We start from the raw sequence: 26,852 nt of genomic DNA, 5'->3' as shown, positions 1-26,852 counted from the left end.
CTCCCGATTAAACGTGGTTGTCGGTGTAGGGCAGCAGGGCCAGGTAGCGGGCGCGCTTGACGGCGACGCCCAGCTGGCGCTGGTAGTGGGCCTTGGTGCCGGTCAGGCGGGCCGGCATGATCTTGGCGTTTTCAGCGATGAAGTCCTTCAGCAGGTCCACGTCCTTGTAGTCGATCTCGACGATCTTCTCGGCAGTGAAGCGGCAGAACTTGCGGCGCTTGAACATGCCGCCACCGCGGCGCTTTTTCTTGTCATCGTCCTTCTTCTTGAAAAACGGTCGAGCCATTTTCATTTCCTTCCAAAAATTCGATTCGTTCTACGTGCAACATGGGCTGCCGGCTGTTCTTGCTCTTCAGGGCGAGAAACCCTTCGAGTCTTACCGCCTTGCCGGGCCCGGCATCCTGCAGCCATTTGGCTGTGGTTCCCAGGGCAACGACGTTGACTTCACATTCGACCTTGCGGGGGTGGCCGGCTTCGATCATTTCTGATTCGTGGCGCAGGCGCCCTTCGCTCACCGGCACGCCGGCGGGGGTGTAACGCAAGGGTTTGTGTTCGATCAGCGTCCCGGTGATGACAACGCGGTTTTCAGTCAGCTTCGCAGCAGCCAACGATTAATTAGGCAGCCGGGGCCGCTTCGGCGGCAGCGGCTTCAGCCTTGCCTTCGAGCAGGGACTTGGACTTCTCTTCCTTCATCATGGGGGAAGGAGTAGTCACGGCAGCCTTGGTCTTGACGGTGAGGTGACGCAGCACGGCGTCGTTGAACTTGAAGGAGTGCTCCAGTTCGTTCAGGGTCTCGCCGTCGCACTCGATGTTCATCAGCACGTAGTGGGCCTTGTGAACCTTCTGGATCGGGTAGGCCAGCTGACGACGGCCCCAGTCTTCCAGACGATGGATCACGCCGCTGCGGGTGGTCACGATCGAACGGTAACGTTCGACCATGGCCGGAACCTGCTCGCTCTGGTCCGGATGGACGATAAATACGATTTCGTAATGGCGCATGTATTCTCCTTTTGGCTAACAGCCCTCCGCCATGCGTTCGCAGGTAGGGCAAGGTTGGAAAGCCGGCGAGTATAACGCGGTTTTCCAAGGAAAATCAAGGAAAACCGCGAACCCGGGAGAATCGGCGGCGACAGCTCAGAGCTGGTACTCGTCCTCGCCCCGGCCGGCGCCGCCGGAAAGGGCGCCTTCCATGGACTTTTCCACCGCCTTGCGCGTCAGGTGCGGCGCAAACAACTCAATGAAATCATATTCATAGCGGCGCAGATAGGTTCCCCGGCGCAGGGCCAGGCGGGTGGTGTTGGATTCGAACAGATGGCCCGCATCCAGGGCCACCAGGCCGTTCTGCCGGCCGTCCCGCTCCGGGTCGAAGGCGATGCGGGCGATGATGCCCAGGCCCAGGCCCAGGGTGACGTAGGTCTTGATCACGTCCGCGTCGATGGCGGAGAGAACCACATTGGGCGTCAGGCCGTGGCGCTCGAAAGCGCTGCTGATGCGGCCGCCGCCGGTGAAGGCCGGATCGTAGGTGATGAGGGGAAAGCGGGCCAGCACCGAGAGGGACAGGGGACCCTGCTCCAGGATGGGGTGGCCGGCCGGGGCGATGACGCAGTGGGACCACTGGTAGCAGGGCATGGTCACCAGGTTGGGCACATGGTCCAGGGCCTCGGTGGCGATGGCGATGTCGGCCTCGCCGTTGGCCGCCCACTCGGCGATCTGGGTCGGGCTGCCCTGGTGCAGGTTGAGGCGCACCCGGGGATAGCGCTCGGTGAAGCGCTTCACCACTTGCGGCAGGGCGTAGCGGGCCTGGGTGTGGGTGGTGGCAATGACCAGACTGCCGGAATCGCCGCCGGCGTATTCCTCGCCCACCCGCTTGAGGTTTTCCGCCTCCCGCAGGATGCGGTTGGATATTTCCAGCACCGCCTTGCCCGGCTCGGTGATGCCGGTGAGGCGCTTGCCGCTACGCTCGAAGACGATGATGCCCAGTTCGTCCTCCAGCATCTTGATCTGTTTGGAGACTCCGGGCTGGGAGGTGTAGAGTGCTTCCGCCGCCTCGGAAACATTCAGTCCGCGGCGGGAAACCTCGACCAGATAACGCAGTTGCTGCAGCTTCATGACATAGCCTGCTAATAACTTTAGGTTATATCAATGTAGCACGATATTCTTTTGAGGCCAATAAACGGCTGTTACGATGCGCCCCACTTCACGACAAGGCGCACCATGGACTGGCTGTATACCCTCTCTGGATTCGTAGTCGGCGCCATCGTCGGTTTGACGGGCGTCGGCGGCGGTTCCCTCATGACCCCCCTGCTGGTGCTCCTGTTCGGCATCCACCCGGCCACCGCCGTCGGCACCGACCTGCTCTACGCCGCCGTCACCAAGGCCGGCGGCACCGTGGTGCATTCGCGCAAGGGTCATGTGGAATGGCGCATCGTCGGCCTGCTGGCTGCCGGCAGCATGCCCGCCACCGCCGTCACCCTCTACATCCTGGCCCACCTGCCCAAGCAGGGGCCGGAAACCACCGGCCTGATCTCCCTCTGCCTGGGCATCGCCCTGCTGCTCACCGCCTGTGCCATCATTTTCCGCAAGAAGCTGCAGTCCTACGCCCTGAACCACGAAACTTCCTTCGTGCAACGGCATCAGACGCCTATCACCATCGCGGTGGGCGCCACCCTGGGGGTGCTGGTGTCCATTTCCTCCGTCGGCGCCGGCGCCCTGGGCGTGGCCGCCCTGTTCTTCCTCTACCCCAAGCTGCCCGCCGTGCGTATCGTCGGCAGCGACGTGGCCCACGCCGTGCCCCTGACCCTGGTGGCAGGCACCGGCCACTGGCTCATGGGCAGCGTGGACTGGCAGCTGCTGATGGCCCTGCTGATCGGCTCCCTGCCCGGCATCTGGGTCGGCAGCCACATTTCGGCCAAAGTACCGGATAAAATCCTGCGCCCCATCCTGGCCACCATGCTGGTGCTGATCGGCGCCAAACTCATTGCCCACTAAGACTCTTTCGCCCGAGGCCCTACGATGTACCGTTACGACAATTATGACCACGCCCTCGTCCAGGAACGGGTAGCCCAATTCCGGGACCAGGTGCGCCGCTGGAAGGCCGGTGAACTCTCGGACGAGGAGTTCCGCCCCCTGCGCCTGCAGAACGGCCTCTACATCCAGCGCCATGCGCCCATGTTCCGCGTCGCCGTGCCCTACGGCATGCTGTCGAGCGCCCAGCTGCGCCGCCTGGCAAAAATCGCCCGGGACTACGACAAGGGCTACGGCCACTTCACCACCCGCCACAACCTGCAGTTCAACTGGATTCCCCTGGAGCGGGTGCCCGACGCCCTGGCGGAACTGGCGGAAGTGGAAATGCACGCCATCCAGACTTCCGGCAACTGCATCCGCAACGTCACCACGGACCAGTTCGCCGGCGTCGCCGCCGATGAAATCCTGGACCCCCGGCCCCTGTGCGAGCTGCTGCGCCAGTGGAGCACCTTCCACCCGGAATTTGCCTTCCTGCCGCGCAAGTTCAAGATCGCCGTGAATGGTGCCCTGGAAGACCGGGCCCTGACCTGGTTCCACGACATCGGCCTGCACATCCGCAAGAACGAGGCGGGCGAAGTGGGCTTCCGCGTCATCGTCGGCGGCGGCCTGGGGCGCACCCCCATCCGCGGCCAGGTGGTGCGCGAGTTCCTGCCCTGGCAGGACATCCTCACCTACAACGAAGCCATCCTGCGGGTCTACAACCGCTACGGCCGCCGCGACAACGCCTACAAGGCCCGCATCAAGATCCTGGTGCAGGCCCTGGGCGTGGAAAAATTTGCCGAGCAGGTGGAAGCCGAATGGGCCCACCTCAAGGGCGGCCCGGCCACCATCACCCAGGCCGAATATGACCGGGTGGCGGCCTTTTTCAATCCCCCCGCCTACGCGCAGCTGCCGGCCATCGACGAAGGCTTCGTCCAGGCCCAGGCCGAACTGCCCGCCTTCGCCCGCTGGGTGGAGCGCAATGTGCGCCCCCACCGGGTTCCCGGCTATGCCGCCGTTACCCTTTCACTGAAGAAGCCGGGCACCGCCCCGGGCGACGTCAGCGATGTGCAGATGGACCGGGTGGCCGACCTGGCCGACCGCTACAGCTTCGGCGAGGTGCGTGTCACCCACGAGCAGAACCTGGTGCTGGCCGACGTGCGCCAGGACGAGCTGCAGGCCCTGTGGCAGGACGCCAAGGCCGCCGCCCTGGCCACGCCCAACATCGGCCTCATCACGGACATGATCTGCTGCCCCGGCGGCGATTTCTGCGACCTGGCCAACGCCAAGTCCATCCCCATCGCCAACGCCATCCAGGCCAAGTTCGAAGACCTGGACTACCTCTACGACATCGGCGACATCGAGCTCAACATCTCCGGCTGCATGAACTCCTGCGGCCACCACCACGTGGGCCACATCGGCGTGCTGGGCGTGGATAAGGGCAACGAGGAGTGGTACCAGATCACCCTGGGCGGCCGTCAGGGCAACAACGCCCACCTGGGCAAGGTCATCGGCCCCTCCTTCCCCGCCGACGAAGTGGCCGGCGTGGTGGAAAAGCTGATCGGGGTCTACCTGGACAACCGCCACGAGGACGAGCTGTTCATCGACACCCTGGACCGCCTGGGCGTGGAGCCCTTCAAGGACAAGGTGTACGGCGACCGCCTCAAGGGCAAGAAAGCCGCCTGACCCATCGACACGGAATAAAGGAACGACCATGACCCGCATCATCAAGAACCGCGCCGTCGTCGAAGACAGCTGGAGCGTGCTGCGCCTGGCCGAAGGCGAGACGGCCGACACCATTGACCTGCCCCAGGGCCCGGTACTGGTGCCCCTCTCCGTCTGGCATGCCCGGAAATCCGCGCTGCTGGCCGCTTCCAGCCCTGCCGCCCCGGTGGGCGTGTGGCTGGCCGCCGGCGAAGGTCCCGAAAGCCTGGCCGACGACCTGGCCCAGCTGTCCGTGATCGCCGTGGATTTCCCCAAATTCACCGACGGCCGCGGCTACTCCGCCGCCCGCCTGCTGCGGGAGCGCTACGGCTACCAGGGCGAGATCCGCGCCATCGGCGACGTGCTGCCGGACCAGCTGTTCCTCATGGCCCGCTGCGGCATCGACGCCTTCGCCCTGCGCGCCGACAAGGACGCTGACAAGGCCCTGACCCTCTTCGACACCTTCAAGACCCCCTACCAGGCCGCGGTGGACCAGCCCCAGCCCCTCTTCCGCCGGAGGGCCGCATGAGCGTCATTCCCGCCCAGTTCCGCGTCTCCGACGAGCTGCGGGCCGCCACCGCAGCCAAGGCGGAAGCCGCCAAGACCCTGCTGGCCCAGATCGCCCGGGACTTCTCCCCGGCCACCTTCGCCAACAGCCTGGGGGCCGAGGACATGGTGCTGACCGACCTCATCGTCAAGGCGGGCCTGCCCATCGAAATCTTCTCCCTGGATACGGGCCGCCTGCCCCTGGAAACCTACGACCTGATGGCCGCCGTGCAAAAGCACTACGGCTTGAAGCTGAAGGTTTTCTACCCCCGCCACGATCTCACCGAGGAATACGTGCGGGCCAACGGCATCAACGCCTTTTACGAATCCATCGAGCTGCGCAAGGGCTGTTGCTACGTGCGCAAGGTGGAGCCCCTGCAGCGGGCCCTGGCCGGCAAGCAGGCCTGGATCACCGGCATGCGCGCCCAGCAGGCCGCCACCCGGGACGGCCTGGCGGTGCGCCTGTTCGACGAAGCCAACGGCCTGGAGAAGTTCAACCCCCTGGCCGACTGGAGCGAGAAGGAAGTGTGGGCCTATCTGCTGGATAATGGCGTGCCCTACAACAAGCTGCACGACCAGTTCTACCCCAGCATCGGCTGCGCCCCCTGTACCCGCTCCGTCACCCCCGGCGAGGACATCCGCTCCGGCCGCTGGTGGTGGGAGAATCCGGAAACGAAGGAATGCGGGCTGCACAAGAAGTAAGCCCGACCGCCCCACCCTGCCGATCTTAGAAAACGTTGCGACCCGGTACTGAAAAATGACCACTCTGACCAAGCAAACCCTCTCCCACCTCGACTGGCTCGAGGCGGAGGCCATTCACATCATGCGTGAAGTGGCCGGCCAGTGCGCCAATCCGGTGCTGCTCTTCTCCGGCGGCAAGGACTCCATCTGCATGCTGCGCATCGCCGAAAAGGCCTTCCGCCCCGGCCGTTTCCCCTTCCCCCTGATGCACATCGACACCGGCCACAACTACCAGGAAGTGGTGGAATTCCGCGACAAGCGGGCCGCCGAGCTGGGCGAGCGCCTCATCGTGCGCTCCGTGGAAGATTCCATGAAGCGCGGCACCGTGGTGCTCAAGCATGAGGGCGAATCCCGCAACAAGCACCAGTCCGTGACCCTGCTCGAAGCCATCGAGGAATTCGGTTTCGACTGCTGCATCGGCGGCGCCCGCCGGGACGAGGAAAAGGCCCGGGCCAAGGAGCGCATCATGAGCTTCCGCGACGAGTTCGGCCAATGGGACCCGAAGAACCAGCGCCCCGAGCTGTGGAACCTCTACAACGCCCGGGCCCACAAGGGCGAGAACATCCGCGCCTTCCCCATCTCCAACTGGACGGAAATGGACGTCTGGCAGTACATCGAGCGGGAAGGCCTGGAGCTGCCCTCCATCTACTTCGCCCACACCCGCCCGGTGGTGATGCGCCAGGGCGCCATCGTCCCGGTCAATGTGCCCCTGGTTTCCGGCGAGCTGACCAACCTGCCCAAGGCCGGCGAGGAAATCATCGACCTGCAGGTGCGCTTCCGCACCGTGGGCGACATCTCCTGCACCGCCCCGGTGGAATCCGACGCCGACACGGTGGAAAAGATCGTTCTCGAAACCGCCACCACCACCATCACCGAACGGGGCGCCACCCGTCTGGACGACCAGACCAGCGAGGCCTCCATGGAACAGCGTAAGAAGGAAGGGTATTTCTGATGTCCGCCCCCGAAAAAATTGAAGATCACGGCCTGCTGCGCTTCCTCACCTGCGGCAGCGTGGACGACGGCAAGAGCACCCTGATCGGGCGCCTGCTGTTCGACACCAAGACCATCCTGGCCGACACCCTCTCCGCCATCGAGCGCACCTCCCAGAAGCGCGGCATGGAAGCGGTGGACCTCTCCCTGCTCACCGACGGCCTGCAGGCCGAGCGGGAACAGGGCATCACCATCGACGTGGCCTACCGCTACTTCAGCACCGGCACCCGCAAGTACATCATCGCCGACGCCCCGGGCCACGAGCAGTACACCCGCAACATGGTGACCGCCGCCTCCACCGCCAACCTGGCCATCATCCTGGTGGATGCCCGCAAGGGCGTGCTGACCCAGACCCGGCGCCATTCCTACCTGGCCCACCTGGTGAACATCCCCCACCTCTTGGTGGCGGTGAACAAGATGGATCTGGTCAATTACGACCAGGCCGTGTTCGAGAAGATCAAGGCCGACTACCTGGCCTTCGCCGCCCAGCTGGGCATCGAAGACGTGCGCTTCATCCCCCTCTCCGCCCTCAACGGCGACATGGTGGTGGACCGGGGCGAAGCCCTTTCCTGGTACAAGGGCCCGACCCTGCTGGAAATCCTCGAAGCCGCTCCCGGCGCCCACAGCGAGCAGGCCGAAGCCTTCCGCTTCCCGGTGCAGTTCGTCTGCCGCCCCCAGGATTCCGCCAACCCGGAACTGCACGACTACCGGGGCTTCATGGGCCGGGTCGAATCCGGCGAGCTGGCTGTCGGCGAAGCCGTCACCGTGCTGCCTTCCGGCCGGGAAACCAGGGTCAAGGACATCCAGATCGGCGGCCAGAGCATTCCCGCGGCCGTTTCCGAGCAATCGGTGACCCTGCTGCTGGAAGACGAGATCGACATCTCCCGGGGTGACATGATCGTGCGCAGTGCCGCCCAGCCCCAGGTGGTGAAGCAGATCGACACCACCGTCTGCTGGCTGGCGGAAACGCCCCTGGACCGGGCCCGCACCTACCTGATCCGCCACACCACCCGGGAAGTGAAGGCCAAGGTGGCCAGCATCGATTACCGGGTGGACGTGAACACCCTGGAACAGCAGGCCACGGACAAGCTGCAGATGAACGACATCGCCCGCGTCAGCTTCAAGCTGGCCCAGCCCCTGTTCATCGACCCCTACAGCCAGAACCGGGCCACCGGCGCCTTCATCGTCATCGATGAAAGCACCAACAACACCATCGGCGCGGGGATGATCGGCTGAGTGGGTTAAGGGCTTTTAGCCACAGAGGACACAGCGGACACCGAGATTGAGGCGTCCATGGGTCTGAAGTAGTAGGCACCCTGAAAGACAAGAGGGACGCCATTCTCCAGAGCATCAAGCTGGAGAATGGCGTCCCTTCTGCTTTCCGGGGCACCTGATTTTTGGCGGCTATGCCTTCTCGAACAGGGCGATGGATTCCACGTGGGAGGTGTGGGGGAACATGTTCACGATGCCGGCACCGCTGAAGCGGTAGCCCTTCTGATGCACCAGGATGGCCGCGTCCCGGGCCAGGGTGGAGGGGTTGCAGGAGACATAGACGATGCGGCCGGGACTATCCTCCCCCAGGGCCTTGACCACTTCCACCGCCCCTTCCCGGGGCGGGTCGATCAGCATCTTGTCGAAATGGCCCAGGGCCCCGAGGGACTTGGGCGTGCATTCAAAGAGATTGGCGACGCCGAAGGAAACGTTGGCCGCCAGGCCGTTGGCCGCCGCATTCTCCTCGGCCCGCCGGGTCAGTTCCTTGAGGCCTTCCACCCCCACCACCCGGGCGCCGCTGCGGGCGATGGGCAGGGTGAAGTTGCCCAGGCCGCAGAACAGGTCGGCGATGCGCTCCCCGGGCTGGGGGTCCAGCAGGCGCATGGCGCGGCGGATGAGCATCTGGTTGATGCCCGGATTGACCTGGGTGAATTCGGTGGGGGAAAAACGCATTTCCAGCCCGAACTCCGGCAGCAGGTAGGAGAGGTCAGGACCATCCACGGGATGGAAGCGGTAGGCCGAAGCCGGTCCCTTGGGCTGCAGGAAGAAAACAATGCCGTGCTCGTCGGCAAAGGCCCGCAGCAGCTTCTCGTCGGCCCCGCTGAGGGGCTCCAGGATGCGCAGCACCATGACCGTGCACTTCTCGCCCACGGCGATTTCCACCTGGGGCAGCCGGTCCCGGATCGAGAGGCCCACGAAGAGCTGGCGCAGGGGCACCAGCAGGTCGGAAACGTGGGCCGGCAGGATGGGACAGGTATGCAGGTCGGCCACATAGCTGCTGCGCTTCTCGTGGAAGCCCACCAGCATCCCCTTGGATTCCACCATGCGCACGGTCAGCCGGGCCCGGTGGCGATAGCCCCAGGTGGGGCCGTAGATGGGGTTGTAGACCTGCTCCGGCTTGAGCCGGGCCAGATGCCACAGATTGTTTTCCAGCAGGCGCTGCTTGGCCGCCACCTGGGCGGTGGGCTCCAGGTGCTGCATGCTGCAGCCGCCGCAGGTGCCGAAATGGGGACAGCGGGGAGGAACCCGGGCGCAGGAGGGGCGCAGCACGGCGCTGACCTCACCCACGGCGTAATTGGGTTTCTCCCGGAACAGGGCGTACTCCACCGTTTCCCCGGGGAGGGCGCCTTCCACGAACACGGTCTTGCCCTCCAGGCGCGTCACGCCCCGGGCGTCGTGGTCCAAGGATTCGATCTTGCCGACAGGCATGGGCCCATCCCCCGAAAAAAGGCGCCATTCTACCAGCGCGCCGGCAAAGGCAAAGACAGCCGGCGGCGGCGGTTGCGCCGCCCCATGGTGGTTGCTATGGTAGGCACTCCACGGGAGCCCGCCATGCCTGAACGCCTTCTCACCAGCCGCACCGAACTGGATGCGGCCCTGCTCCAGCTGCTGCCCCTGGCGCAGCAGTCCATCCGCATCTTCGACGGCGACCTGTCCAGTTTTCCGCTGGAAAGCCCGGAACGGATCGCCCTGCTGCAGGAGTTCCTGCGCCGCCCCAATACCCGCCTGACCCTGGTGCTGCAGCACCCCGGCCCCAGCCAGACCGGCTGCCCCCGGCTGGTACAGCTGGCGCGCCAGCACGGCCACGCCTTCACCTGGCTGCAAGCCCCGGAAAGCCTGGCCAACCTGCAGGACGCCATGGTCCTGATCGATGCCGAGCACGCCCTGCTGCGCTTCCACCGGGAACAGCCCCGGGGCAAATGCATCGAGGCCGATGCGCGGGCCTGCCACCCCTACGCCAAGCGTTTCGAGTCCATCCTGGCCGAAGGGTGCAGCACAGTCGCCCATACCCCCCTGGGTCTGTGACAATCTGTTACATGCCAGGCGTATAGAAAAGGGCCTTGCAGGCTATACCCGGCTGAATTTACTGCTATAATGCCGCCCTGATTAGCCCCCCCTGGCTGATCAGCCTCAGGATTGTTTGGATCACACACTAATTGATAGGGAATAAACAATGAAGCACTCTCTCCTCGTTGCTGCTCTGGTTGCCCTGGCCGTTTCCGCTTGCGGCAAGAAAGAAGAACCCGTCGTCGCCGCTCCGGCTCCCGCTGCTGAAGCTCCCGCTGCTCCGGCCGCTCCCGCTGCTGCCCCCGCTGAAGCTGCTGCTCCCGCTGCTGACGCTGCCAAGCCCGCTGAAGGCGCTGCTGCTCCCGCCGCTGCTGCCCCCGCTGAAGCTGCTGCCGCTCCCGCCGAGAAGAAGTAATCTCGCTGTTGCGCAGTAGAAAAAAGCCGACCTCCGGGTCGGCTTTTTTATTACCTGTTTTCCCCCGGGCGAGAATCAATTCCCCCAGGCCCCATCAGCAGAAGCTGCGCCACCCCACCCCGTTTTCCTGATCCGCCACCCCGATCCACTCCGCTGCACAGCCCAGGGCCCCGCTCAAGGCGGCCACGGCCAGTTCGGGCCGGTTGCACTTCTCGCTCAGATGGGCGGCCACCACATGCTGCAGGGCGGAAGTATCCAAACGGGTCAGAAATTCCGCCGCCACGTCGTTGGCCAGATGGCCATGGCTGCCGCCGATACGGCGCTTGAGGAAGGGCGGGTAGACGGATGCAGCCAGCAGATCCGGATCGTGGTTGCATTCGAGGAACAGGCCGTCGCAGGCCTGCAATACCTCCAGCACGTGGGAGGTCAGGCTGCCGCAATCGGTGAGCACGCCCAGGCGCCGGTTGCCGTCGCCAAAGACATACTGGACGGGCTCCCGGGCATCGTGGGGTACGGTGAAAGGCAGGATTTCCAGATCGCCGACAGCCAGGGACTGCTGGCTGTCGATACGCCGTAGCTGCCCGTAGGCGGACTCGGACTCCGACAGCATGGTCGCGGTGCCGGTCGTCAGCCACACTGGCAGGTTGAACCTGGCAGCTAGGCGCACCACACCGGCCAGATGGTCGGAATGCTCATGGGTGACCAGCACGCCGGCCAGGGTTTCCGGCTCCACCCCCAGGCGCTGCAGCCGGTAAGTGGCTTCCCGCAGGGAGAAGCCGCAGTCCAGCAGCACGCGCGTGCCACCGGACTCGACCAACAGACCGTTGCCCCGGCTGCCGCTTCCCAGGGAGGCGAAGCGCATGGCGGCGGTCGCTTACTTCAACTGCTCGTACAGCAGGCCCAGAATCTTCTTGGCGGTATCGGAACGGTCCACACCGCCTTCGCGGGAAAGCACCTGGACGGTACAACTGCTGCCCTGATCCTTCACCAGGATGCGGTACTGGATCTTGGAATCGGACTTGTCGTCACCCTTCCAGAAGGCCAGCTTGGACATGAAGCTCTTGTCGGCCTTCTTGTCGTCCACTTCCGGGTCCACATAACGGACGAAGAACAGACCCTTGGAGCGATCCCGGTCTTCCACGGTGAAGCCGACCCGATCCAGGGACAGGCCGACACGGCGCCAGGCCCGGTCGAAGCGTTCCTGCAGTTCCAGGGCGCCCTGGCCGTCATCGGCCCGGGTCAGTTTGGCCCGCTCGACCTGACGGTCCTTGGCCGCAGCCACCATGGCCTCGGCCTTCTTCTCTTCCGTGCCGAACCGGACCATCAGGCGGCGCAGCATCTCCGCCTCCAGTTCCGGATCCGCTTCCCGGGGCTGCCAGCGGGTCTGGTCCTTGCCTTCGGAGATATACACCTCATACATGCCGCGATGGCTGATGAAAATATCCACGGTGCCCGGCTCGGCCCCCGGTTCGATACGGGTGCGGAACTTGTCGCGCTCGGCGGTGGAATAGAGGGAGTCGAACATCTTGCCCAGGGTGCTGCGGATGATGTCCTCGCCGATCTTGGCGCGGTTTTCAGCCCAGTCGGTTTCCATCACGCCGGCCTCGGGCACTTCCACGTTGACCAGGAAGCCGGTTTCCTGCCAGAAGTCCTTGATCATGGGCCAGACCTGGTCGGGGGTGCCGGCCACCACCAGCCACCGCTGGGTGCCGGAACGCTCGATGCGGGTCTTGTCCACCTGGGGTAGCACTTCGCTGCTCTTGGCGGAGCCCCGGGCCTGGGGATCCCGCTCGGCCGCATAGGCGGAGAAGGTGGCGCTGCCGCGGCCGCCCGTATCCGGCACCGCATAGCGGTCATCCCGGGTGGGAGAGGTCAGGTCCGGAGGAATCTCCAGGGTCGGGGCCTTGATGGCCGACTTGTAATCAATTTTCTTCGATTCCGGCAGGATGCCGCTGCACCCTGCCAGCAGGAGGGACGCCACCAGGGGCGTGCAAACGATACGCTTCATGGGATTCCGTAACTTAGGCAAGCACGCCGGCCTGGCGCATGGCAGAGCGCACCCGCTCGTGGCATTCGGGCGAGAGGGTGGTCAGGGGCAGGCGGATGCCGCCGGGGATGAGGCCCAACTGCTGCACGGCCCACTTCACCGGGATGGGATTGGCTTCGCAGAACAGATGGCGGTGCAGTCCCAGCAGCTTGAAGTGGATTTCCCGGGCCTTGGCCACATCGCCGGCCAGGGCGGCGGCGCACATTTCGTGCATCAGGCGCGGCGCCACGTTGGCGGTGACGGAAATGTCGCCCTTGCCGCCCAGCAGGATCAGGGCCACGGCGGAGGCGTCGTCGCCGCTATAGACGGCGAAGTCGGCCGGGGCGCGGGCGATCAGGTCGGCGCCCCGCTCCAGGTTGCCGGTGGCGTCCTTGATGCCCACCACGTTGTCGATCTGGGCCAGGCGCAGGGCGGTGTCGTTGGACATGTCCGCCACGGTGCGGCCGGGCACGTTGTAGAGAATCACCGGGATATCCACCGCTTCGGCGATGGAACGGAAATGCTGGTACAGGCCTTCCTGGGTCGGCTTGTTGTAGTAGGGCACCACGGAGAGGGCCGCATCGGCGCCGACGCTCTTGGCGAAGCGGGTCAGCTCGATGGCCTCGGAGGTGGAATTGGCGCCGGTACCGGCGATCACCGGAATCCGGCCGGCCGCATGCTTGACCGTGGTACGGATCAGCTCGGCATGCTCATCCACATTGACGGTGGGGGACTCGCCGCTGGTGCCGACGATGACGATGCCGTCCGTCCCTTCCTGTACGTGGAAATCGATGAGCTTCTTCAGGCTGTCGTAATCGAGACGGCCATCGTCGGACATGGGGGTGACGATGGCAACAATGGAACCGGTAATCATGGAGGTCACGAATTCGGGAAAAATGATCGCAGGATTCTACCCCGAAGATCAGGGCAGAAGTGTAAAGGAATGTGACCCGGGCCTGAGGCGCCCGGGTCCCGGGCAAGGCTCAGAGATCGGCCAGGGCCCGCAGGTGGGCGCAAACGCTGCGCGCCAGGGAGGAGAGGACGTAACCGCCTTCCAGCATGGAAACGATGCGCCCCTGGCAGTGGCGCTGGGCCACCGTTTTCAGTTGCTGGGTGACCCAGGCGAAGTCGGACTCCACCAGCTTCATGCTGCCCATGTCGTCTTCGTAGTGGGCGTCGAAGCCGGCGGAAATGAACAGCAGCTCGGGCCGGAACTCGTGCAGGCGGGGCAGCCAGATGTCGGAAACGACCATGCGGAAGTCCTCGCCGCCGGTGCCGGCCGGCAGGGGCACGTTGCACATGTTGTCGGCAGTCCCGTCGGCCCCGCTGTAGGGGAAGAAGGGATGCTGGAACATGCTGACCATGAGCACCCGCGGATCGTCCTTGAAGATGTCTTCGGTGCCGTTGCCGTGGTGCACGTCGAAATCGACGATGGCCACCCGCTTCAGGCCATGGACTTCCAGGGCATGGCGGGCCGCCACGGCGATGTTGTTGACGAAGCAGAAGCCCATGCAGTTTTCCCGCTCGGCGTGGTGGCCGGGGGGACGGATGGCACAGAAGGCATCTGTCGCCTCGCCCTTCAGCACCAGGTCCACGGCCATGACGCCGGCGCCAGCGGAGCGTTGGGCCGCCGTCCAGGTGTGGGGATTCATGGCCGTATCCGGGTCCAGGTGGGCGATGCCGTTTTCCGGGGCCGTGCGCTTGAGCCGTTCCAGGTAGGCCGGCGAGTGGGCGCGCAGCATCTGCTCCAGGGTGGCCAGGGGCGCGTCGTAGTAGGAAAAATAGGGATCCAGCCCCTGGGCGATCATCTGGTCGCTGATGGCCGTGAGACGGGCGGGACATTCCGGGTGGTAGGACCCCATGTCATGCAACTGGCAGTCCCGGTGGGTAATGAAGGCGGTGGTGGTCACGTAGGTCGTCCGAGCGTTGAGCGGCCCTGGGTGCGCTGTCTCCTGTGCGGAGACGTCTCCTCCCGGTCCGGATTTTGGTTATGGATATAATCGTTCGTGCTGCTACCGTTCTCATCTGTGATTATTATCCCAACATCGGGAAGCCACAAGCCATGCCCCTTCCAGCCTCCCAGACCTCTCCGGGCGACGGCATCGCCGCCGTCCTCGATGCCGCCAACCGCGTCATCCTCGGCAAGGACACCCAGGTCCGGCTGGCCCTGGCCTGCCTGCTGGCCCGGGGCCACCTGCTCATCGAGGACCTGCCCGGCGTCGGCAAGACCACCCTGGCCCACACCCTGGCCCGGCTGCTGGGCCTGGACTTCCAGCGCATCCAGTTCACCAGCGACATGCTGCCGGCGGACATCCTGGGCGTCTCCATCTTCGACCGGGAACATGCCGACTTCCGTTTCCTCCCCGGACCCATCTTCACCCAGGTGGTACTGGCCGACGAAATCAACCGGGCCACGCCGAAGACCCAGAGCGCCCTGCTCGAAGCCATGGAAGAACACCAGGTGACCGCCGAAGGCATCACCCGGCCCCTGCCGGAACCCTTTTTCGTCATCGCCACCCAGAACCCGGCCCACCAGGTCGGCACCTTTCCCCTGCCCGAGTCCCAGCTGGACCGTTTCCTCCTGCGCCTGGAACTGGGCTACCCGGACAGCCGGGCCGAGCGGGCCCTGCTCGAATCCGGCGGCCGCCGCAGCCAGGTGGCTGCGCTGACGCCCTGCCTGACGCCCCCGGCCCTGGCAGGCTTTCAGGACGAGGTGGAGCGGGTCCATGCGGCGCCGCCCCTGCTCGACTATGTGCAGGCTTTGGTGGAAGCCAGCCGGCGCGCCCCCGCCTTCCGCCACGGTCTCAGCCCCCGGGCCGCCCTGGCCCTGCTGGCGGTGTCCCGGGCCTGGGCCTACCTGGCCGGACGCCGCCAGGTGCTGCCGGAAGACGTCCAGGCCGTCTGGCCCGCCCTCGCCTGCCACCGCCTGCCCCTGGCCCAGGGCAGCGGCCATGCCAGTCCCGAGGAAGCCCTGGCCCTGCTGCGGGGCGTGGCCCTGCCCTGAACCGGCAGACCATGGACCTGCGCGCCCAGGCCCAGCGCTGGCAACGCTGGCTATTCCGTCTCCAGCCCGAGGGCGGCGCAGTCCGCCTGGAGCGGCGGCGCATCTACATCCTGCCCACCCGCAGCGGCCTCCTCTACGCCCTGGCCCTGGTGGTGATGCTGCTGGGGGCCATCAATTACGACCTGGCCCTGGGCCACGCCCTGGTGTTCCTGCTGGCGGGACTGGGACTGGTGGCCATGGTGCATACCTTCCGCAACCTGCTCGGCCTGGGGCTCCAGGCCGGCACCGTGGCCCCGGTCTTCGCCGGCGAGCAGGCCCGCCTGACCCTGCACCTGGACCGCCCCGACCCCCGGCCGCGACGGGCCCTGGCCCTGGATGCCGGCGCCGGCCCCATCCTGGCGGAACTGGAGCTCCCGGACAGCAGCAGCGTCAGCCTGCCCCTGCCGCCCCAGCCCCGGGGCTACCGCCCCCTGCCGCGACTGACCGTCGCCAGTGTCTACCCCCTGGGCCTCTTCCGCGCCTGGGCCTATTTCCTGCCCGCGGCCCGGCACCTGGTCTATCCCGCGCCCCTGTCCAGCCCCCTACCCCGGGCCCGCAGCGTGCCCCAGGCCGGCGACAGCCGGGGCGGCAACGGCCAGGAGGACTTCGCCGGACTGCGTCCGCGCCAGCCGGCCGACCCCCTGCGTCACATCGCCTGGAAGGCGGCTGCCCGGGAGCCGGCGGAACGGCCCCTGCCGGTGAAACACTTTGCTGGCGGCGGCGCCGAGGAAATCCGCCTCGACTGGCAGGACCTGCCCTCCGGCTGTGACGTGGAACAGGGCCTCTCCCTCCTCACCGGCTGGGTCCTGGCGGCGGAAGCTGAGGGCCTGAGCTACGGCCTGCAACTGCCCGGAGTGGACATCCCCCGGGGCAGCGGCCCGGCCCACCGCCAGCGCTGCCTGGAAACCCTGGCCCTGTGGTCGCCCCCGGGAGCCCGTCAGCCATGAACTGGCGCCTGCCCTGGCGCCGGCAGCGCCGTCCGCTGCCGTCGCCCCTGCCCCACAGCGTGCTGCCCTGGCTGCTGCTGTGCGCCCTCGCCACGGCCGGGCCCCACACCCTGCACCAGCCCCTCTGGCTCACTGCCATTGCCGGCCTGGTCCTGGCCTGGCGCGCCTGGCTGTGGCTGCGCCAGCTGCCCCTGCCGCCCCGCTGGCTGCTGTCCCTGGTATCCCTCGGCAGCCTGGCCGCCATCGTCGTCGAATACCGCACCCTTCTCGGCCGGGATGCGGGTGTCAGCCTGCTGGTGCTGTTCCTGGCCCTCAAGCTGATGGAACTGAGGCAGCGCCGGGACGGGGTGGTGGTGCTGATGCTGGGCTACTTCCTCCTGCTCACCCACTATTTCCACTCCCAGAGCATTCCCACCGGCCTGTGGATGCTCCTGGCCCTGGTGCTGCTCACGGCAACCCTGCTGCGCCTGCACGGCGACGACCGGGCCCGGCCCCTGGCCAGCCTGCGCTACGCCGGTGTGCTGACCCTGCAGGCCCTGCCCTTCATGCTGGTGCTGTACCTGCTCTTTCCGCGCATCTCCGGCCCCCTCTGGGGCCTGCCCCGGGACGCCCATGCCGGGCTCAGCGGCCTCTCGGAGACCATGGCCCCGGGCAGCCTGGCCAATCTCATCCAGAACGGCAGCATCGCCTTCCGCGTCCAGTTCCAGGGCGAGACGCCGCCCCGGGCCCAGCTCTACTGGCGCGGCCCGGTGCTGGACCATTTCGCCGACGGCGTCTGGCGCGCCCGCTTCCTGCCCCACCGCAAGCCCCAGGTGGAAGCCCGGGGCCCGGAAGTGGCCTACGTCACCACCCTGGAACCCCACAACCAGCGCTGGCTGCTGGCCCTGGACAGCCCCACCGCCGTCCCCGCCGAGGCCAGCATCGGCCACGACCTGCAGGTGCTGGCGCCGGCGCCCCTGACCAGCCGCAGCCGGCAGGCCTTCCGCTCGGTGCTGGACTACCGCCACAACCGTCAGGAGCAGCCCCTGGTGTTGCAGCGGGCCCTGCAGCTGCCGGCGGAACGCAATCCGCGCACCCGGGAACTGGCGGAACAGTGGCGCCGCGCCGATCCCCGCCCGGCCAGCCTGGTGCAGCGGGCCCTGGCCCACTTCCGCCAGGAGCCCTTTTTCTACACCCTGCGCGCGCCCCTGCTGGGACGGGACGGGGTGGACGAGTTCCTGTTCGCCACCCGCCGCGGCTTCTGCGAACACTACGCCTCGGCCTTCGTCGTCCTGATGCGGGCCGCCGGCGTGCCGGCCCGAGTGGTGACCGGCTACCAGGGCGGCGACATCAACCCGGTGGACGGCTACCTGACGGTGCGCCAGTCCGACGCCCACGCCTGGGCCGAAGTCTGGCTGGAAGACCAGGGCTGGCGGCGGGTGGACCCCACCTCGGCCATTTCCCCGGCGCGCATCGAGGCCGGCATCGCCGCCGCCCTGCCCGACGACGAAGCCCTGCCCCTGCTGGCCCGGGTGGACCTGGACTGGCTGGTGCGCCTGCGCCACCGCTGGGAAGCGGCCAACAACGCCTGGAACCAGTGGGTCCTCGGCTACACCCCGGAACGCCAGCGCCAGCTGCTCTCCCGCCTCGGCCTGCAGCAGCCGGACTGGCGCAATATGAGCGCCGCCCTGGCCGCCGCCTGCGGCCTGCTCCTGCTTCTGCTGACCCTGTGGAGCCTGGGCCGGCGCCCCCGCCTGGCCCCGGAAGAGCGCCTGTGGCAGCGCTTCTGCCGCCGCAGCGCCCGCCTCGCCCCGGACCTGGCGCGGGCCCCGTGGGAAGGCCCCCTGGCCTACGGCCGCCGGCTGGGAGAGCGCCTGCCCACCCTGGCGCCCCAGGCCGAAGCCATTGCGGGGCTTTACGCCACCCTGCGCTATGGGCCACCATTGGCGCCCCGTGACCGACAACAACTGCTAGAACGGCTAGCCGCCTGCATCCGCGAGCTGCCATCCCGGAGACCCTCTTGAAACATGCCTTGCGGCGCAGTGCCGCCCGAATCGCCCTATTCATCCCGCTCCTGGCTGCCCCCGCTTTCGCCGCCGGCGCCCGCCCCCAGGAAACCTTCGCCAACGACGAGCAGGCCGCCGCCTTCGCCGCCGACATGGCCCAGCGCCACGGCTTCAGAGAGGCGGAGCTGAAATCCCTGTTCGCCGCCACCGGCCCCAACGCCTCCGTGCTCAGTGCCATCCAGCCCGCCGCCAGCGCCGAGCGCCGCTCCTGGCAGCGCTACCGGGAACGTTTCGTGAACGACCGCCGCAGCCAGCAGGGTCTGCTTTTCTGGCAACGCCACGCCGCCACCATCGCCAAGGCCAGCGCCATCTATGGCGTGCCGGAGGAAATCATCGTCGCCATCATCGGCGTCGAAACCGAATACGGCCGCAATACCGGCCGCTATTCCGTGCTGCAGGCCCTGGCCACCCTGGCCTTCCGCTATACGCCCCGGGCCGAGTTCTTCCGCGGCGAGCTGGAAAACTTCCTCCTGCTGGCCCGGGAGAACCGCCAGTCGCCCCTGGAGATCAAGGGCTCCTACGCCGGCGCCATCGGCATTCCCCAGTTCATGCCCAGCAGCCAGCGCCGCTTCGCCGTGGATTTCGACGGCGACGGCCAGATAGACCTGCGCAACAGCCCGGAGGACGCCATCGGCAGCGTCGCCAGTTTCCTCGCCCAGCACGGTTGGCAGACCGGCGCCCCGGTGGCCCATCCCCTGCCCCTGGGCACGGAGCCGCCAACGGAACTGACCCAAACCGACCTCACCCTGCGGCAAAGCGCCAGCGCCCTGCGCCGGGCCGGCCTGGCCGCCCCGGGCCCGGACGGGGCCCGCTATGCCATGGTGGACCTGGTGACGCCGGACGCGCCGACGGAATACTGGCTGGGGGAACAGAATTTCTGGGTGATCAGCCGCTACAACCGCTCCAGCTTCTACGCCATGGCGGTGTTCCAGCTGGGAGAGAAACTGCGGGAAGAAAAACAGGCCCTGCTGGCGGCCGGCCAGTAGGCAGGCCCGGGGCCACTGAGGGTCGGGCCGGGAGGCCGGAGGGGACGGCCTGCTAGAGGATGCTGTCCCGGTCCACGCCGCCGCGCTTGATGATGCGCCGCAGCTGGCTCAGGGCCTCGCCCTGGATCTGCCGCACCCGTTCCCGGGTCAGGCCCAGGTCGGCGGCGATGGCTTCCAGGGTGGCGATCTCCGCCCCCTTCAGGCCGTAACGGCGCTCCACCACCTGGCGCTGTTTTTCCGGCAGCTGTTCCACCCACTGCAGCACCAGGTCGTTGAGTTCGTTTTCCTGCAACACCCCCACCGGGTCGGCCCCGGCGGAATCGTCGGCCACCGAGTCCCCCACCGTGTGGTTGGGGTCGATGTCCAGGGGCGTATCGAGGGAGGCCACATGCTCGTTGAGATGGAGAATGTGGCGGATGTCATCCACCGGCTTGCCCAGCAGATGGGCCACTTCCTCCACCCGGGTCTCCCGGGACGGCGTCAGGCCGCGGGCCCCGTCCAGATGGCGCATGGCCCGCAGCACCACGTTGATTTCCTTGACCACGTGCACCGGCAGGCGGATGGTGCGGGACTGGTTCATGATGGCCCGCTCGATGCTCTGGCGGATCCACCAGGTGGCGTAGGTGGAAAAGCGGAAGCCCCGCTCCGGATCGAATTTCTCCAGGGCATGGATGAGCCCCAGGTTGCCCTCTTCCACCAGATCGAGCAGGGGAATGCCCCGGTTCAGGTAGTGCTTGGCGATATTCACCACCAGGCGCAGGTTGTGCTCGATCATCTTCTGCCGGGCGGCGAATTCCCCGGCCTTGGCCCGGCGGGACCATTCCAACTCCTCCGCCGGCGTCAGCAGGGGCTTGGCACCGATCTCGTTGAGATAGAGCTGGGTGACGTCGTTGAGCAGTTCATAGGCCGGCGGCGCCCCGTCGTCGCCCTCTGCCGCCGTCGCAGCGGCGGCCAGGGACTCGTCCTGGGCCTCGTCCGCGGCGAACGCCTCCTCCGCATCCCCGTCGGGAAAATCAGCGGCGTCGGCGTCGTCGCGCACGGCAGACCTGTCAGCGCTTGGGCAGGTACTGGGTGGGATCCACCGGCTTGCCCTGCCGACGGATTTCGAAGTGCAGCTTCACCTGGTCCGTGTCCGAATTGCCCATCTCGGCGATCTTCTGTCCCCGGGTGACGGACTGGCCTTCCTTGACCAGGATGTTGTTGTTGTGGGCGTAGGCGGAGAGGAAGGTGGCGTCATGCTTGATGATCACCAGCTTGCCGTAGCCCCGCAGGCCGCTGCCGCTGTACACCACCTTGCCGTCGGCCGCCGCCAGCACCGGTTCGCCCAGCTTGCCGGCGATGTCCACGCCCTTGTTGGTGGCCTCGTTGAAGCCGGCAATGGACTTGCCGCCGGCGGGCCAGGCCCAGGTCACATCGGCAGCAGCGGGGGCTGCAGCAGCCGCCGGCGCCTCGCTGCGGACGGGTTCTGCCGGCTTGGCGGCAGCGCCCTGGGCATTGTTCTGGTTCTGGTTCTGGGCCTTGGCCCAGGCCTGGTCGGAATAGGCTTCCTTGCCGGCCTTGGGCTCCCGCTTGAGCGTGTCGCTGGCCGCAGCCGGCGCCGGGCCGCCGTCCAGGGAACGGCTTTCCACCACGCCGCCACCGATGGGCTTGGCCACCGCCGTGCCGGCAGCACCACCGTCGGGAGGCGTCACGCGCAGCTGCTGCCCCACCAGGATGCGGTTGGGATTTTCCAGATTGTTCCAGGCGGCCACGTCCTTGTAGTCCTGGCCGTTATCCAGGGCGATGCTGTAGAGGGTGTCGCCCTTCTTGACCGTGTAGAAGTCCTTGGAGGCGGCAGCCGGCTTGCTCGGCACCCCGCGCTCGACCACCGGCGCCGGCGCATGGCTGGCACAACCGGCCAGGAACAGCAGGGCCGCAATACCGCTCAGGGTGGCGGCACGGAAGATAAAACCTGGCGTTTTCATTCGACTCCTGACAGCAGCGGCACGAAACGCACCGCGTCAAGCTTGGTCTCAAGGAACCCCTGGGGCGTGCGTTCGATCAGGTGCAGGGCTTGCTCGCCGGCCCCCACGGGCAGGACCATTCTGCCACCAACCGCCAGCTGCTGCAAAAGCGCGGGCGGCACCCGGTTGGCCGCGGCGGCGACGATGATGGTGTGATAGGGGGCCGCTTCCGGCAGCCCCAACTGGCCGTCGGCATACTTGAGGCGCACGTTGAACTGCTGCATCTGCCGCAGGTTCTGCTTGGCCCGTTCGATCAGGGGCTCGATCCGTTCCACGGCATAGACGTCGGGCGCCAGCTGGGCCAGCACCGCTGCCTGGTAGCCGCAACCGGCGCCGATCTCCAGGGTCTTGCCGAGACCGCCGGGCAGACTCTGTTCACGCCCGGCCCGCAACAGCTCGATCATGCGGGCCACGATATAGGGCTGGGAAATGGTCTGGGAATGGCCCAGGGGCAGGGCCGTGTCCTCATAGGCCCGGTGGGCCATGGCCTCTTCGACGAAGATATGGCGGGGCACGGCAGCCATGGCGGCGAGCACCGTCTCGTCCACGATGCCCTTGTCCCGCAGACGCTCCACCATGCGCATGCGGGTGCGCAGGGAGGTCATGCCGATACCGGAAACGCCCGTTGCCATCAGCGCAACCAGTTCCGCAGCTCGGGCAGCTGCTGATTGTGGGTCAGGTCGATCTGCAACGGCGTGACAGAGGCCCAGCCCTGGGCCACGGCATGGAAATCGGTGCCTTCGCCGGCATCCTGGGCGGCACCCGCAGCACCAACCCAGTAAACCGTTTCATTGCGCGGCGTGCGCGCCTTGACCACCGGCTCGGCCTTGTGGCGCTTGCCCAGCCGGGTCACGGCCACGCCCTTCAGTTCGGCGTAGGGCACATCCGGCACATTGACGTTGAGCAGGGCCGGCTGGCCAAGGGGCGCCTGCTGGAAGCGCAGCACCAGATCCCGGGCCACCCGGGCTGCCGTCTCGAACTGGCTCGCTTCCTTGCCCACCAGGGAAACGGCAATGGCCGGAACGCCCAGCAGATGGCCCTCCGTCGCCGCCGCCACGGTGCCGGAATAGACGGTGTCGTCCCCCATGTTGGCCCCATGGTTGATGCCCGAGACCACCATGTCCGGCAGTTCGTCCAGCATGCCGGTGACGGCGAGATGGACGCAATCCGTCGGCGTGCCATTGACGAAATAAAAGCCGTTGGGGGCTCGCCGCAGGGACAGGGGCCGGTCCAGGGTCAGGGAATTGCTCGCCCCGCTCCGGTCCCTTTCGGGGGCGACCACGGTGATGTCGGCGATATCGGCCAGGGTACGGGCCAGCACTTCAATGCCGGTGGCGAAATAACCGTCGTCGTTACTGAGGAGAATGCGCATGGAACGGAACAAGGCTTTTTATTGTTGGCAGAAAGAAACTACCGGACCGGAGCTGATCAGACAGCCAGTTCCTCGATCTTGCGCCCGCCGTTCAGCCATTCCTGCACCCACTGGGGCTTGCGGCCGCGACCGGTCCAGGCCAGGTCGGCATTCTGGGGATGGCGGTATTTAACCTGGACGCTGCGGCCGGACTTGGCCTTGCCTTTTTCGCCGCCCTTGAGCAGCTGATCCAGGGAAAAGCCCCGGGATTCGGCAATCAGTTTCAATTCATTCAGGACTTTTTCCTTTTCCTGAACCTCGCGCTTTTTGATTTCCAGGGGAATTTGCTGTTGCAGAAGCTTCAGTTCGGCCAGGGACAGGGAAGAAATATCCATGTTTATTTCCTTTACGGAATAAGGGAATCGATTCGATGGCGACAATGCGGGCAGCTCATTGTCGAGCAACCGATTTTATATGGATTATTTTCCCTGCCGCAATCGACAACAGGAATAATTCTCCGCTGAAATCGGAAAAATGGAGAAACAAGGAGAAAAAGGAAAGCTGGAAATGAAAAAACCGGCCTAGGGCCGGTTTTTTCGGAACTACTGGTCGGGGCGGCGGGATTCGAACTCGCGACCCCTTGCACCCCATGCAAGTGCGCTACCAGGCTGCGCTACGCCCCGACTCGAGAAACAAAACTATACAGAAACGAATTAAATTTGTAAATAGCTTTCAAACACGAAGTAATTCAATAATCCCCAAAAGCTCCTGACGCAAGGCCTGGGCAGCAGGAACGGTGCTCTCCACGGATTCCGTGGCGCCATGCCCCTCTTCCAGGCGATTACGCGCACCGCTAATGGTAAAGCCCTGATTATAAAGAAGTTCGCGGATACGACGCACCAGCAGCACTTCGTGATGCTGGTAATAGCGGCGGTTGCCCCGGCGTTTCACCGGCCGCAGCTGGGTGAACTCCTGCTCCCAGTAACGCAGCACGTGGGGTTTGACGCCGCAAAGCTCGCTCACTTCACCGATGGTGAAGTAACGCTTGGCGGGGATGGGCGGCAACTCTTCCTTGCCGCTTTCCTTAGGACTGCTTTCCATCGTAGGACTGCTCCACCTCGGCCTTCAGCTTCTGGCTGGCATGGAAGGTAACGACGCGGCGGGCGGTGATCGGAATCTCCTCGCCGGTCTTGGGGTTGCGCCCGGGACGCTGGGGCTTGTCGCGCAACTGGAAATTACCGAAGCCGGAAAGCTTGACGCCTTCGCCCCGTTCCAGTGCATTGCGGATTTCCTCAAAAAAGGCTTCCACCATGTCCTTGGCTTCGCGCTTGTTGAGTCCGACCTTTTCGAAAAGCAGGTCGGCAAGTTCTGCTTTGGTGAGAGTCATTGTTTTCCCTGATCAGACACGGAGTTTGGCGGCAAATTGATGCTCCAGGAGGGCCACCAGCTGCTGCAGGGCAACATCCACTTCCGCATCTTGCAAAGTTTTTTGAGTATCTTGCATAACTATGCGGAATGCAAGGCTTTTCTTCCCTTCATCGACCCCCTTGCCGGTGTAGACATCGAACAGCTGGATGTCCTGAACCAGGGGCGGCCGTTGGGCTTTCAGGCCGTCCAGCAGGGACTGCAGGGCCATGCCCTTGTCCACCACCACCGCCAAGTCCCGCACCACGGCGGGGAAGCGGGAAAGCTCTGCATACTGGGGCAGACGTCCGGCCAACAGGGGCTCCAGATCCAGTTCGAAGACCACCGGCGGCGACGGCAGGTCGTACTTCTGCACCCACTCGGGATGCAGTTCGCCAACCACCCCGATTTCCTTGCCATCCAGGAGCAGGCGGGCAGCACGGCCGGGATGCAGGGCCGGATGGGCAGCCTTCTCGAAACGTGCGGCAAAGGGCTGCAGCAGCGCCTCCAGGTCACCCTTGACGTCGAAGAAGTCCACCTTGCGGGCGGCGCTGCCCCATTGTTCGGGCAGGGCATCGCCGGCGGCCAGGCCGGCCAGCTTCCAGGGCTGACGGTAGCCGGCCACGGGCTGGGCGGCGGCATCCTTGTGGAAGCTGCGACCGGTTTCGAAGATCCGTACCCGGCTCTGCTTGCGCTTCAGGTTGTTAGCCAAGGTGGCCACCAGACCACCGATCAGGGTGGAACGCATGACCCCCATCTGGCTGGCAATGGGATTGGCCAGGCGGATGGGATCGGCGTTGCCGCCGAAATCCTTTTCCCAACCTTCTTCGACGAAAGCGAAATTGACCACTTCCTGGTAACCGGCATCGGCCAGGATCTGGCGCAGGCGCTGGATCTGCCGCTTGCCTTCCGGCATGGGCAGCATGGCGGCCCGGGCCACCGGCGGCGGCGCCGGAATCTCGTCGTAGCCATGAACCCGCACCACTTCCTCGATCAGATCTTCCTCGATCTCGATGTCGAAACGGAAGCTGGGAGGCGTCACCACGAAGTCGCCACCTTCCTGGACGAAGGGCAGACCCAGACGACCCAGCAGGGAGGCAATGGCCTCGGCACTGAAAGGCACACCCAGCACCTTGTTCACCCGGGCCGTGCGCAGACGCACCGGCTGACGCTGGGGCAGTGCGGCCACCGCTTCCGTCACGGGACCGGCCTGACCGCCGCAGATATCGAGAATCAGGCGGGTAGCCCGCTCCAGGGCACGGACGGCACCGGCGAAATCGACGCCCCGCTCGAAGCGGTGGGAGGCATCGCTGGAGAAGCCGTAACGGCGGGCCTTGCCGGCAATGGCAAAGGGCGTGAAAAAGGCCGACTCCAGGAACAGGTCGGTGGTTTCCAGGGTGACGCCGCTCTCTTCGCCACCCATGATGCCGGCCAGGGCCAGGGGCTTGGCATCGTCGGCAATCACCAGCACGTCGGCGTCGATATCGATGGTCTGCTCGTTGAGCAGCAGCAGCTTTTCCCCGGCCTTGGGCAGGCGGGCGTGGATGGCCCCCTGGAGCTTGGCGTCGTCGAAGGCATGGAGGGGCTGCCCCAGTTCCAGCATGACGTAGTTGGTGACATCCACCACGGCGGAGATGGAACGGATGCCGCTGCGCTCCAGGCGCTTCTGCATCCACTCAGGCGTGGGCGCCTTGGCATTGATGCCGCGCACCACCCGGCCGGCGTAACGGGGGCAAGCCTCCGGAGCGTCCAGCACCACTTCCCGGCGGGCATCGCAAGCAGGCGCCACAGGTTCCACTACCGGATAGACAGCGGCCACGCCGGTCAGGGCCGACACTTCGCGGGCCACACCGGTGAGGGAGAGGCAATCGGCCCGGTTGGGCGTGAGCTTCAGGGTGAACAGGGTGTCGTCCAGGTCCAGGTAGCGGCGGATGCTTTCCCCAACGGGGGCATCGGCCGGCAACACCAGGAGACCGGAAGCATCTTCGGCGATGCCCAGTTCCCGGGCGGAACACAACATGCCGGAAGACTCGACGCCGCGCACCTTGGCCACCTTGATCTTGAAGTCGCCGGGCAGCACGGCACCGGGCAGGGCACAGGGCACCTTGAGCCCGGCGGCCACATTAGGGGCGCCGCAGACGATCTGCACCGGACCGTTACCGGTATCCACCTGGCAGACGTTGAGGCGGTCGGCATCAGGGTGCTTCACCACCTCCAGGACATGGGCCACCACCACCTGGGTGAAGGCGGGCGCAACGGGGTCCTGCTCTTCCACTTCCAGGCCCGCCATGGTCAGCAGATGGGCCAGAGCGTCGGTGGACAGATCAGGATTGACGAAGGTACGGAGCCAGGATTCGGAGAATTTCACG

At 66.0% G+C, this 26,852-nt stretch carries 29 protein-coding genes and 1 tRNA gene; 12 read left to right on the top strand and 18 right to left on the bottom strand.

Going from position 1 to position 26,852, the window contains the following annotated elements; translation table 11 throughout:
• Positions 1 to 7: 7 nt before the first annotated feature.
• The 4 genes from rpsR to cysB all read right to left on the bottom strand — a co-directional run bounded on the left by rpsR (position 8) and on the right by cysB (position 2,109).
• Positions 8 to 286, bottom strand: a complete 279-nt coding sequence (gene rpsR / locus EV678_RS00925; protein ID WP_014237061.1) for a 30S ribosomal protein S18 — start codon at positions 284 to 286, stop codon at positions 8 to 10.
• On the bottom strand, positions 252 to 608 hold the full coding sequence (gene priB, locus EV678_RS00920) for a primosomal replication protein N (RefSeq protein ID WP_232058863.1): 357 nt from the start codon (positions 606 to 608) through the stop codon (positions 252 to 254). The genes rpsR and priB overlap by 35 nt, the downstream gene beginning before the upstream one ends.
• Before the next feature lie 7 nt (positions 609 to 615).
• Positions 616 to 999, bottom strand: coding sequence for a 30S ribosomal protein S6 (gene rpsF, locus EV678_RS00915; RefSeq protein WP_014237059.1), 384 nt, complete (start codon positions 997 to 999; stop codon positions 616 to 618).
• A 135-nt stretch (positions 1,000 to 1,134) separates the two neighbouring features.
• Positions 1,135 to 2,109 carry an HTH-type transcriptional regulator CysB gene (gene cysB, locus EV678_RS00910; protein WP_014237058.1) on the bottom strand — a complete coding sequence of 325 codons (975 nt, stop codon included), beginning with the start codon at positions 2,107 to 2,109 and terminating at the stop codon, positions 1,135 to 1,137.
• Between the two features lie 105 nt (positions 2,110 to 2,214).
• Between cysB and EV678_RS00905 the strand changes: the two genes are divergently transcribed.
• From EV678_RS00905 to cysN, 6 genes are read left to right on the top strand one after another with little or no spacing between them, the layout of a single operon-like run.
• Positions 2,215 to 2,988, top strand: a complete 774-nt coding sequence (locus EV678_RS00905; protein ID WP_130458175.1) for a sulfite exporter TauE/SafE family protein — start codon at positions 2,215 to 2,217, stop codon at positions 2,986 to 2,988.
• Positions 2,989 to 3,012: 24 nt separating this feature from the next.
• Positions 3,013 to 4,689: a nitrite/sulfite reductase gene (locus EV678_RS00900; RefSeq protein ID WP_130458174.1), complete on the top strand. Its 1,677-nt coding sequence runs from the start codon at positions 3,013 to 3,015 to the stop codon at positions 4,687 to 4,689.
• Between the two features lie 28 nt (positions 4,690 to 4,717).
• A complete protein-coding gene (locus EV678_RS00895; RefSeq protein ID WP_130458173.1) occupies positions 4,718 to 5,236 on the top strand; it encodes a DUF934 domain-containing protein in 519 nt (172 codons plus the stop codon).
• Positions 5,233 to 5,955, top strand: a complete 723-nt coding sequence (locus EV678_RS00890) for a phosphoadenylyl-sulfate reductase (RefSeq protein WP_130458172.1) — start codon at positions 5,233 to 5,235, stop codon at positions 5,953 to 5,955. The genes EV678_RS00895 and EV678_RS00890 overlap by 4 nt, the downstream gene beginning before the upstream one ends.
• A gap of 55 nt (positions 5,956 to 6,010) precedes the next feature.
• On the top strand, positions 6,011 to 6,946 hold the full coding sequence (gene cysD / locus EV678_RS00885; RefSeq protein WP_014237053.1) for a sulfate adenylyltransferase subunit CysD: 936 nt from the start codon (positions 6,011 to 6,013) through the stop codon (positions 6,944 to 6,946).
• Complete coding sequence (cysN, locus tag EV678_RS00880) at positions 6,946 to 8,220, top strand: sulfate adenylyltransferase subunit CysN (RefSeq protein WP_130458171.1); 1,275 nt, start codon at positions 6,946 to 6,948, stop codon at positions 8,218 to 8,220. The genes cysD and cysN overlap by 1 nt, the downstream gene beginning before the upstream one ends.
• Before the next feature lie 168 nt (positions 8,221 to 8,388).
• Here the strand turns inward: cysN and rlmD are convergent, their stop codons facing one another.
• Entirely contained in the window at positions 8,389 to 9,684 is a 1,296-nt protein-coding gene (rlmD, locus tag EV678_RS00875; RefSeq protein ID WP_130458170.1) for a 23S rRNA (uracil(1939)-C(5))-methyltransferase RlmD, read from the bottom strand.
• A 123-nt stretch (positions 9,685 to 9,807) separates the two neighbouring features.
• On the opposite strand from rlmD, the gene EV678_RS00870 reads away from it, so the two are divergent.
• Positions 9,808 to 10,281: a DUF7931 domain-containing protein gene (locus EV678_RS00870; RefSeq protein WP_130458169.1), complete on the top strand. Its 474-nt coding sequence runs from the start codon at positions 9,808 to 9,810 to the stop codon at positions 10,279 to 10,281.
• Positions 10,282 to 10,429: 148 nt separating this feature from the next.
• Positions 10,430 to 10,678: a hypothetical protein gene (locus EV678_RS00865; RefSeq protein ID WP_083833950.1), complete on the top strand. Its 249-nt coding sequence runs from the start codon at positions 10,430 to 10,432 to the stop codon at positions 10,676 to 10,678.
• Between the two features lie 94 nt (positions 10,679 to 10,772).
• Here the strand turns inward: EV678_RS00865 and EV678_RS00860 are convergent, their stop codons facing one another.
• The 4 genes from EV678_RS00860 to EV678_RS00845 all read right to left on the bottom strand — a co-directional run bounded on the left by EV678_RS00860 (position 10,773) and on the right by EV678_RS00845 (position 14,614).
• Positions 10,773 to 11,540: an MBL fold metallo-hydrolase gene (locus EV678_RS00860; RefSeq protein WP_130458168.1), complete on the bottom strand. Its 768-nt coding sequence runs from the start codon at positions 11,538 to 11,540 to the stop codon at positions 10,773 to 10,775.
• A 12-nt stretch (positions 11,541 to 11,552) separates the two neighbouring features.
• Entirely contained in the window at positions 11,553 to 12,686 is a 1,134-nt protein-coding gene (gene bamC / locus EV678_RS00855) for an outer membrane protein assembly factor BamC (RefSeq protein WP_014237048.1), read from the bottom strand.
• A 13-nt stretch (positions 12,687 to 12,699) separates the two neighbouring features.
• Complete coding sequence (dapA, locus tag EV678_RS00850) at positions 12,700 to 13,578, bottom strand: 4-hydroxy-tetrahydrodipicolinate synthase (protein WP_014237047.1); 879 nt, start codon at positions 13,576 to 13,578, stop codon at positions 12,700 to 12,702.
• 109 nt (positions 13,579 to 13,687) lie between these two features.
• Entirely contained in the window at positions 13,688 to 14,614 is a 927-nt protein-coding gene (locus EV678_RS00845) for a histone deacetylase family protein (protein ID WP_014237046.1), read from the bottom strand.
• A 152-nt stretch (positions 14,615 to 14,766) separates the two neighbouring features.
• Here EV678_RS00845 and EV678_RS00840 point away from each other — a divergent pair, with 152 nt between their 5' ends.
• The 4 genes from EV678_RS00840 to mltB are packed head-to-tail and all read left to right on the top strand — an operon-like array spanning position 14,767 to position 19,725.
• On the top strand, positions 14,767 to 15,708 hold the full coding sequence (locus EV678_RS00840) for an AAA family ATPase (RefSeq protein ID WP_130458167.1): 942 nt from the start codon (positions 14,767 to 14,769) through the stop codon (positions 15,706 to 15,708).
• 11 nt (positions 15,709 to 15,719) lie between these two features.
• Positions 15,720 to 16,694: a DUF58 domain-containing protein gene (locus EV678_RS00835; RefSeq protein ID WP_130458166.1), complete on the top strand. Its 975-nt coding sequence runs from the start codon at positions 15,720 to 15,722 to the stop codon at positions 16,692 to 16,694.
• A complete protein-coding gene (locus EV678_RS00830; protein WP_130458165.1) occupies positions 16,691 to 18,697 on the top strand; it encodes a transglutaminase TgpA family protein in 2,007 nt (668 codons plus the stop codon). The genes EV678_RS00835 and EV678_RS00830 overlap by 4 nt, the downstream gene beginning before the upstream one ends.
• Complete coding sequence (mltB, locus tag EV678_RS00825) at positions 18,694 to 19,725, top strand: lytic murein transglycosylase B (protein ID WP_130458164.1); 1,032 nt, start codon at positions 18,694 to 18,696, stop codon at positions 19,723 to 19,725. The genes EV678_RS00830 and mltB overlap by 4 nt, the downstream gene beginning before the upstream one ends.
• A gap of 52 nt (positions 19,726 to 19,777) precedes the next feature.
• On the opposite strand, the gene rpoS is transcribed toward mltB, so the two are convergent.
• The 9 genes from rpoS to pheT all read right to left on the bottom strand — a co-directional run bounded on the left by rpoS (position 19,778) and on the right by pheT (position 26,851).
• On the bottom strand, positions 19,778 to 20,764 hold the full coding sequence (gene rpoS / locus EV678_RS00820; RefSeq protein WP_014237041.1) for an RNA polymerase sigma factor RpoS: 987 nt from the start codon (positions 20,762 to 20,764) through the stop codon (positions 19,778 to 19,780).
• A gap of 10 nt (positions 20,765 to 20,774) precedes the next feature.
• Positions 20,775 to 21,689: a peptidoglycan DD-metalloendopeptidase family protein gene (locus EV678_RS00815; protein ID WP_130458163.1), complete on the bottom strand. Its 915-nt coding sequence runs from the start codon at positions 21,687 to 21,689 to the stop codon at positions 20,775 to 20,777.
• Entirely contained in the window at positions 21,686 to 22,360 is a 675-nt protein-coding gene (locus EV678_RS00810) for a protein-L-isoaspartate(D-aspartate) O-methyltransferase (protein WP_014237039.1), read from the bottom strand. Before EV678_RS00810 ends, EV678_RS00815 begins: the two co-directional genes overlap by 4 nt.
• On the bottom strand, positions 22,360 to 23,100 hold the full coding sequence (gene surE / locus EV678_RS00805) for a 5'/3'-nucleotidase SurE (RefSeq protein ID WP_130458162.1): 741 nt from the start codon (positions 23,098 to 23,100) through the stop codon (positions 22,360 to 22,362). Before surE ends, EV678_RS00810 begins: the two co-directional genes overlap by 1 nt.
• 56 nt (positions 23,101 to 23,156) lie before the next feature.
• Positions 23,157 to 23,474 carry an H-NS histone family protein gene (locus tag EV678_RS00800; RefSeq protein WP_014237037.1) on the bottom strand — a complete coding sequence of 106 codons (318 nt, stop codon included), beginning with the start codon at positions 23,472 to 23,474 and terminating at the stop codon, positions 23,157 to 23,159.
• A 211-nt stretch (positions 23,475 to 23,685) separates the two neighbouring features.
• Positions 23,686 to 23,762 (bottom strand) — tRNA-Pro (locus tag EV678_RS00795).
• A gap of 49 nt (positions 23,763 to 23,811) precedes the next feature.
• A complete protein-coding gene (locus EV678_RS00790) occupies positions 23,812 to 24,180 on the bottom strand; it encodes a MerR family transcriptional regulator (protein ID WP_130458161.1) in 369 nt (122 codons plus the stop codon).
• Positions 24,164 to 24,466: an integration host factor subunit alpha gene (locus EV678_RS00785; protein ID WP_014237035.1), complete on the bottom strand. Its 303-nt coding sequence runs from the start codon at positions 24,464 to 24,466 to the stop codon at positions 24,164 to 24,166. Before EV678_RS00785 ends, EV678_RS00790 begins: the two co-directional genes overlap by 17 nt.
• A gap of 12 nt (positions 24,467 to 24,478) precedes the next feature.
• Positions 24,479 to 26,851: a phenylalanine--tRNA ligase subunit beta gene (pheT, locus tag EV678_RS00780; RefSeq protein ID WP_130458160.1), complete on the bottom strand. Its 2,373-nt coding sequence runs from the start codon at positions 26,849 to 26,851 to the stop codon at positions 24,479 to 24,481.
• Between the last annotated feature and the right edge of the window lies 1 nt (position 26,852).

The organism is Azospira oryzae, assembly GCF_004217225.1.
GTDB classification, from domain to species: Bacteria; Pseudomonadota; Gammaproteobacteria; order Burkholderiales; family Rhodocyclaceae; genus Azospira; species Azospira oryzae.
The sequence above is the reverse complement of the archived record's forward strand: the minus strand, read 5'-3'. Positions and strand labels throughout refer to the sequence as shown.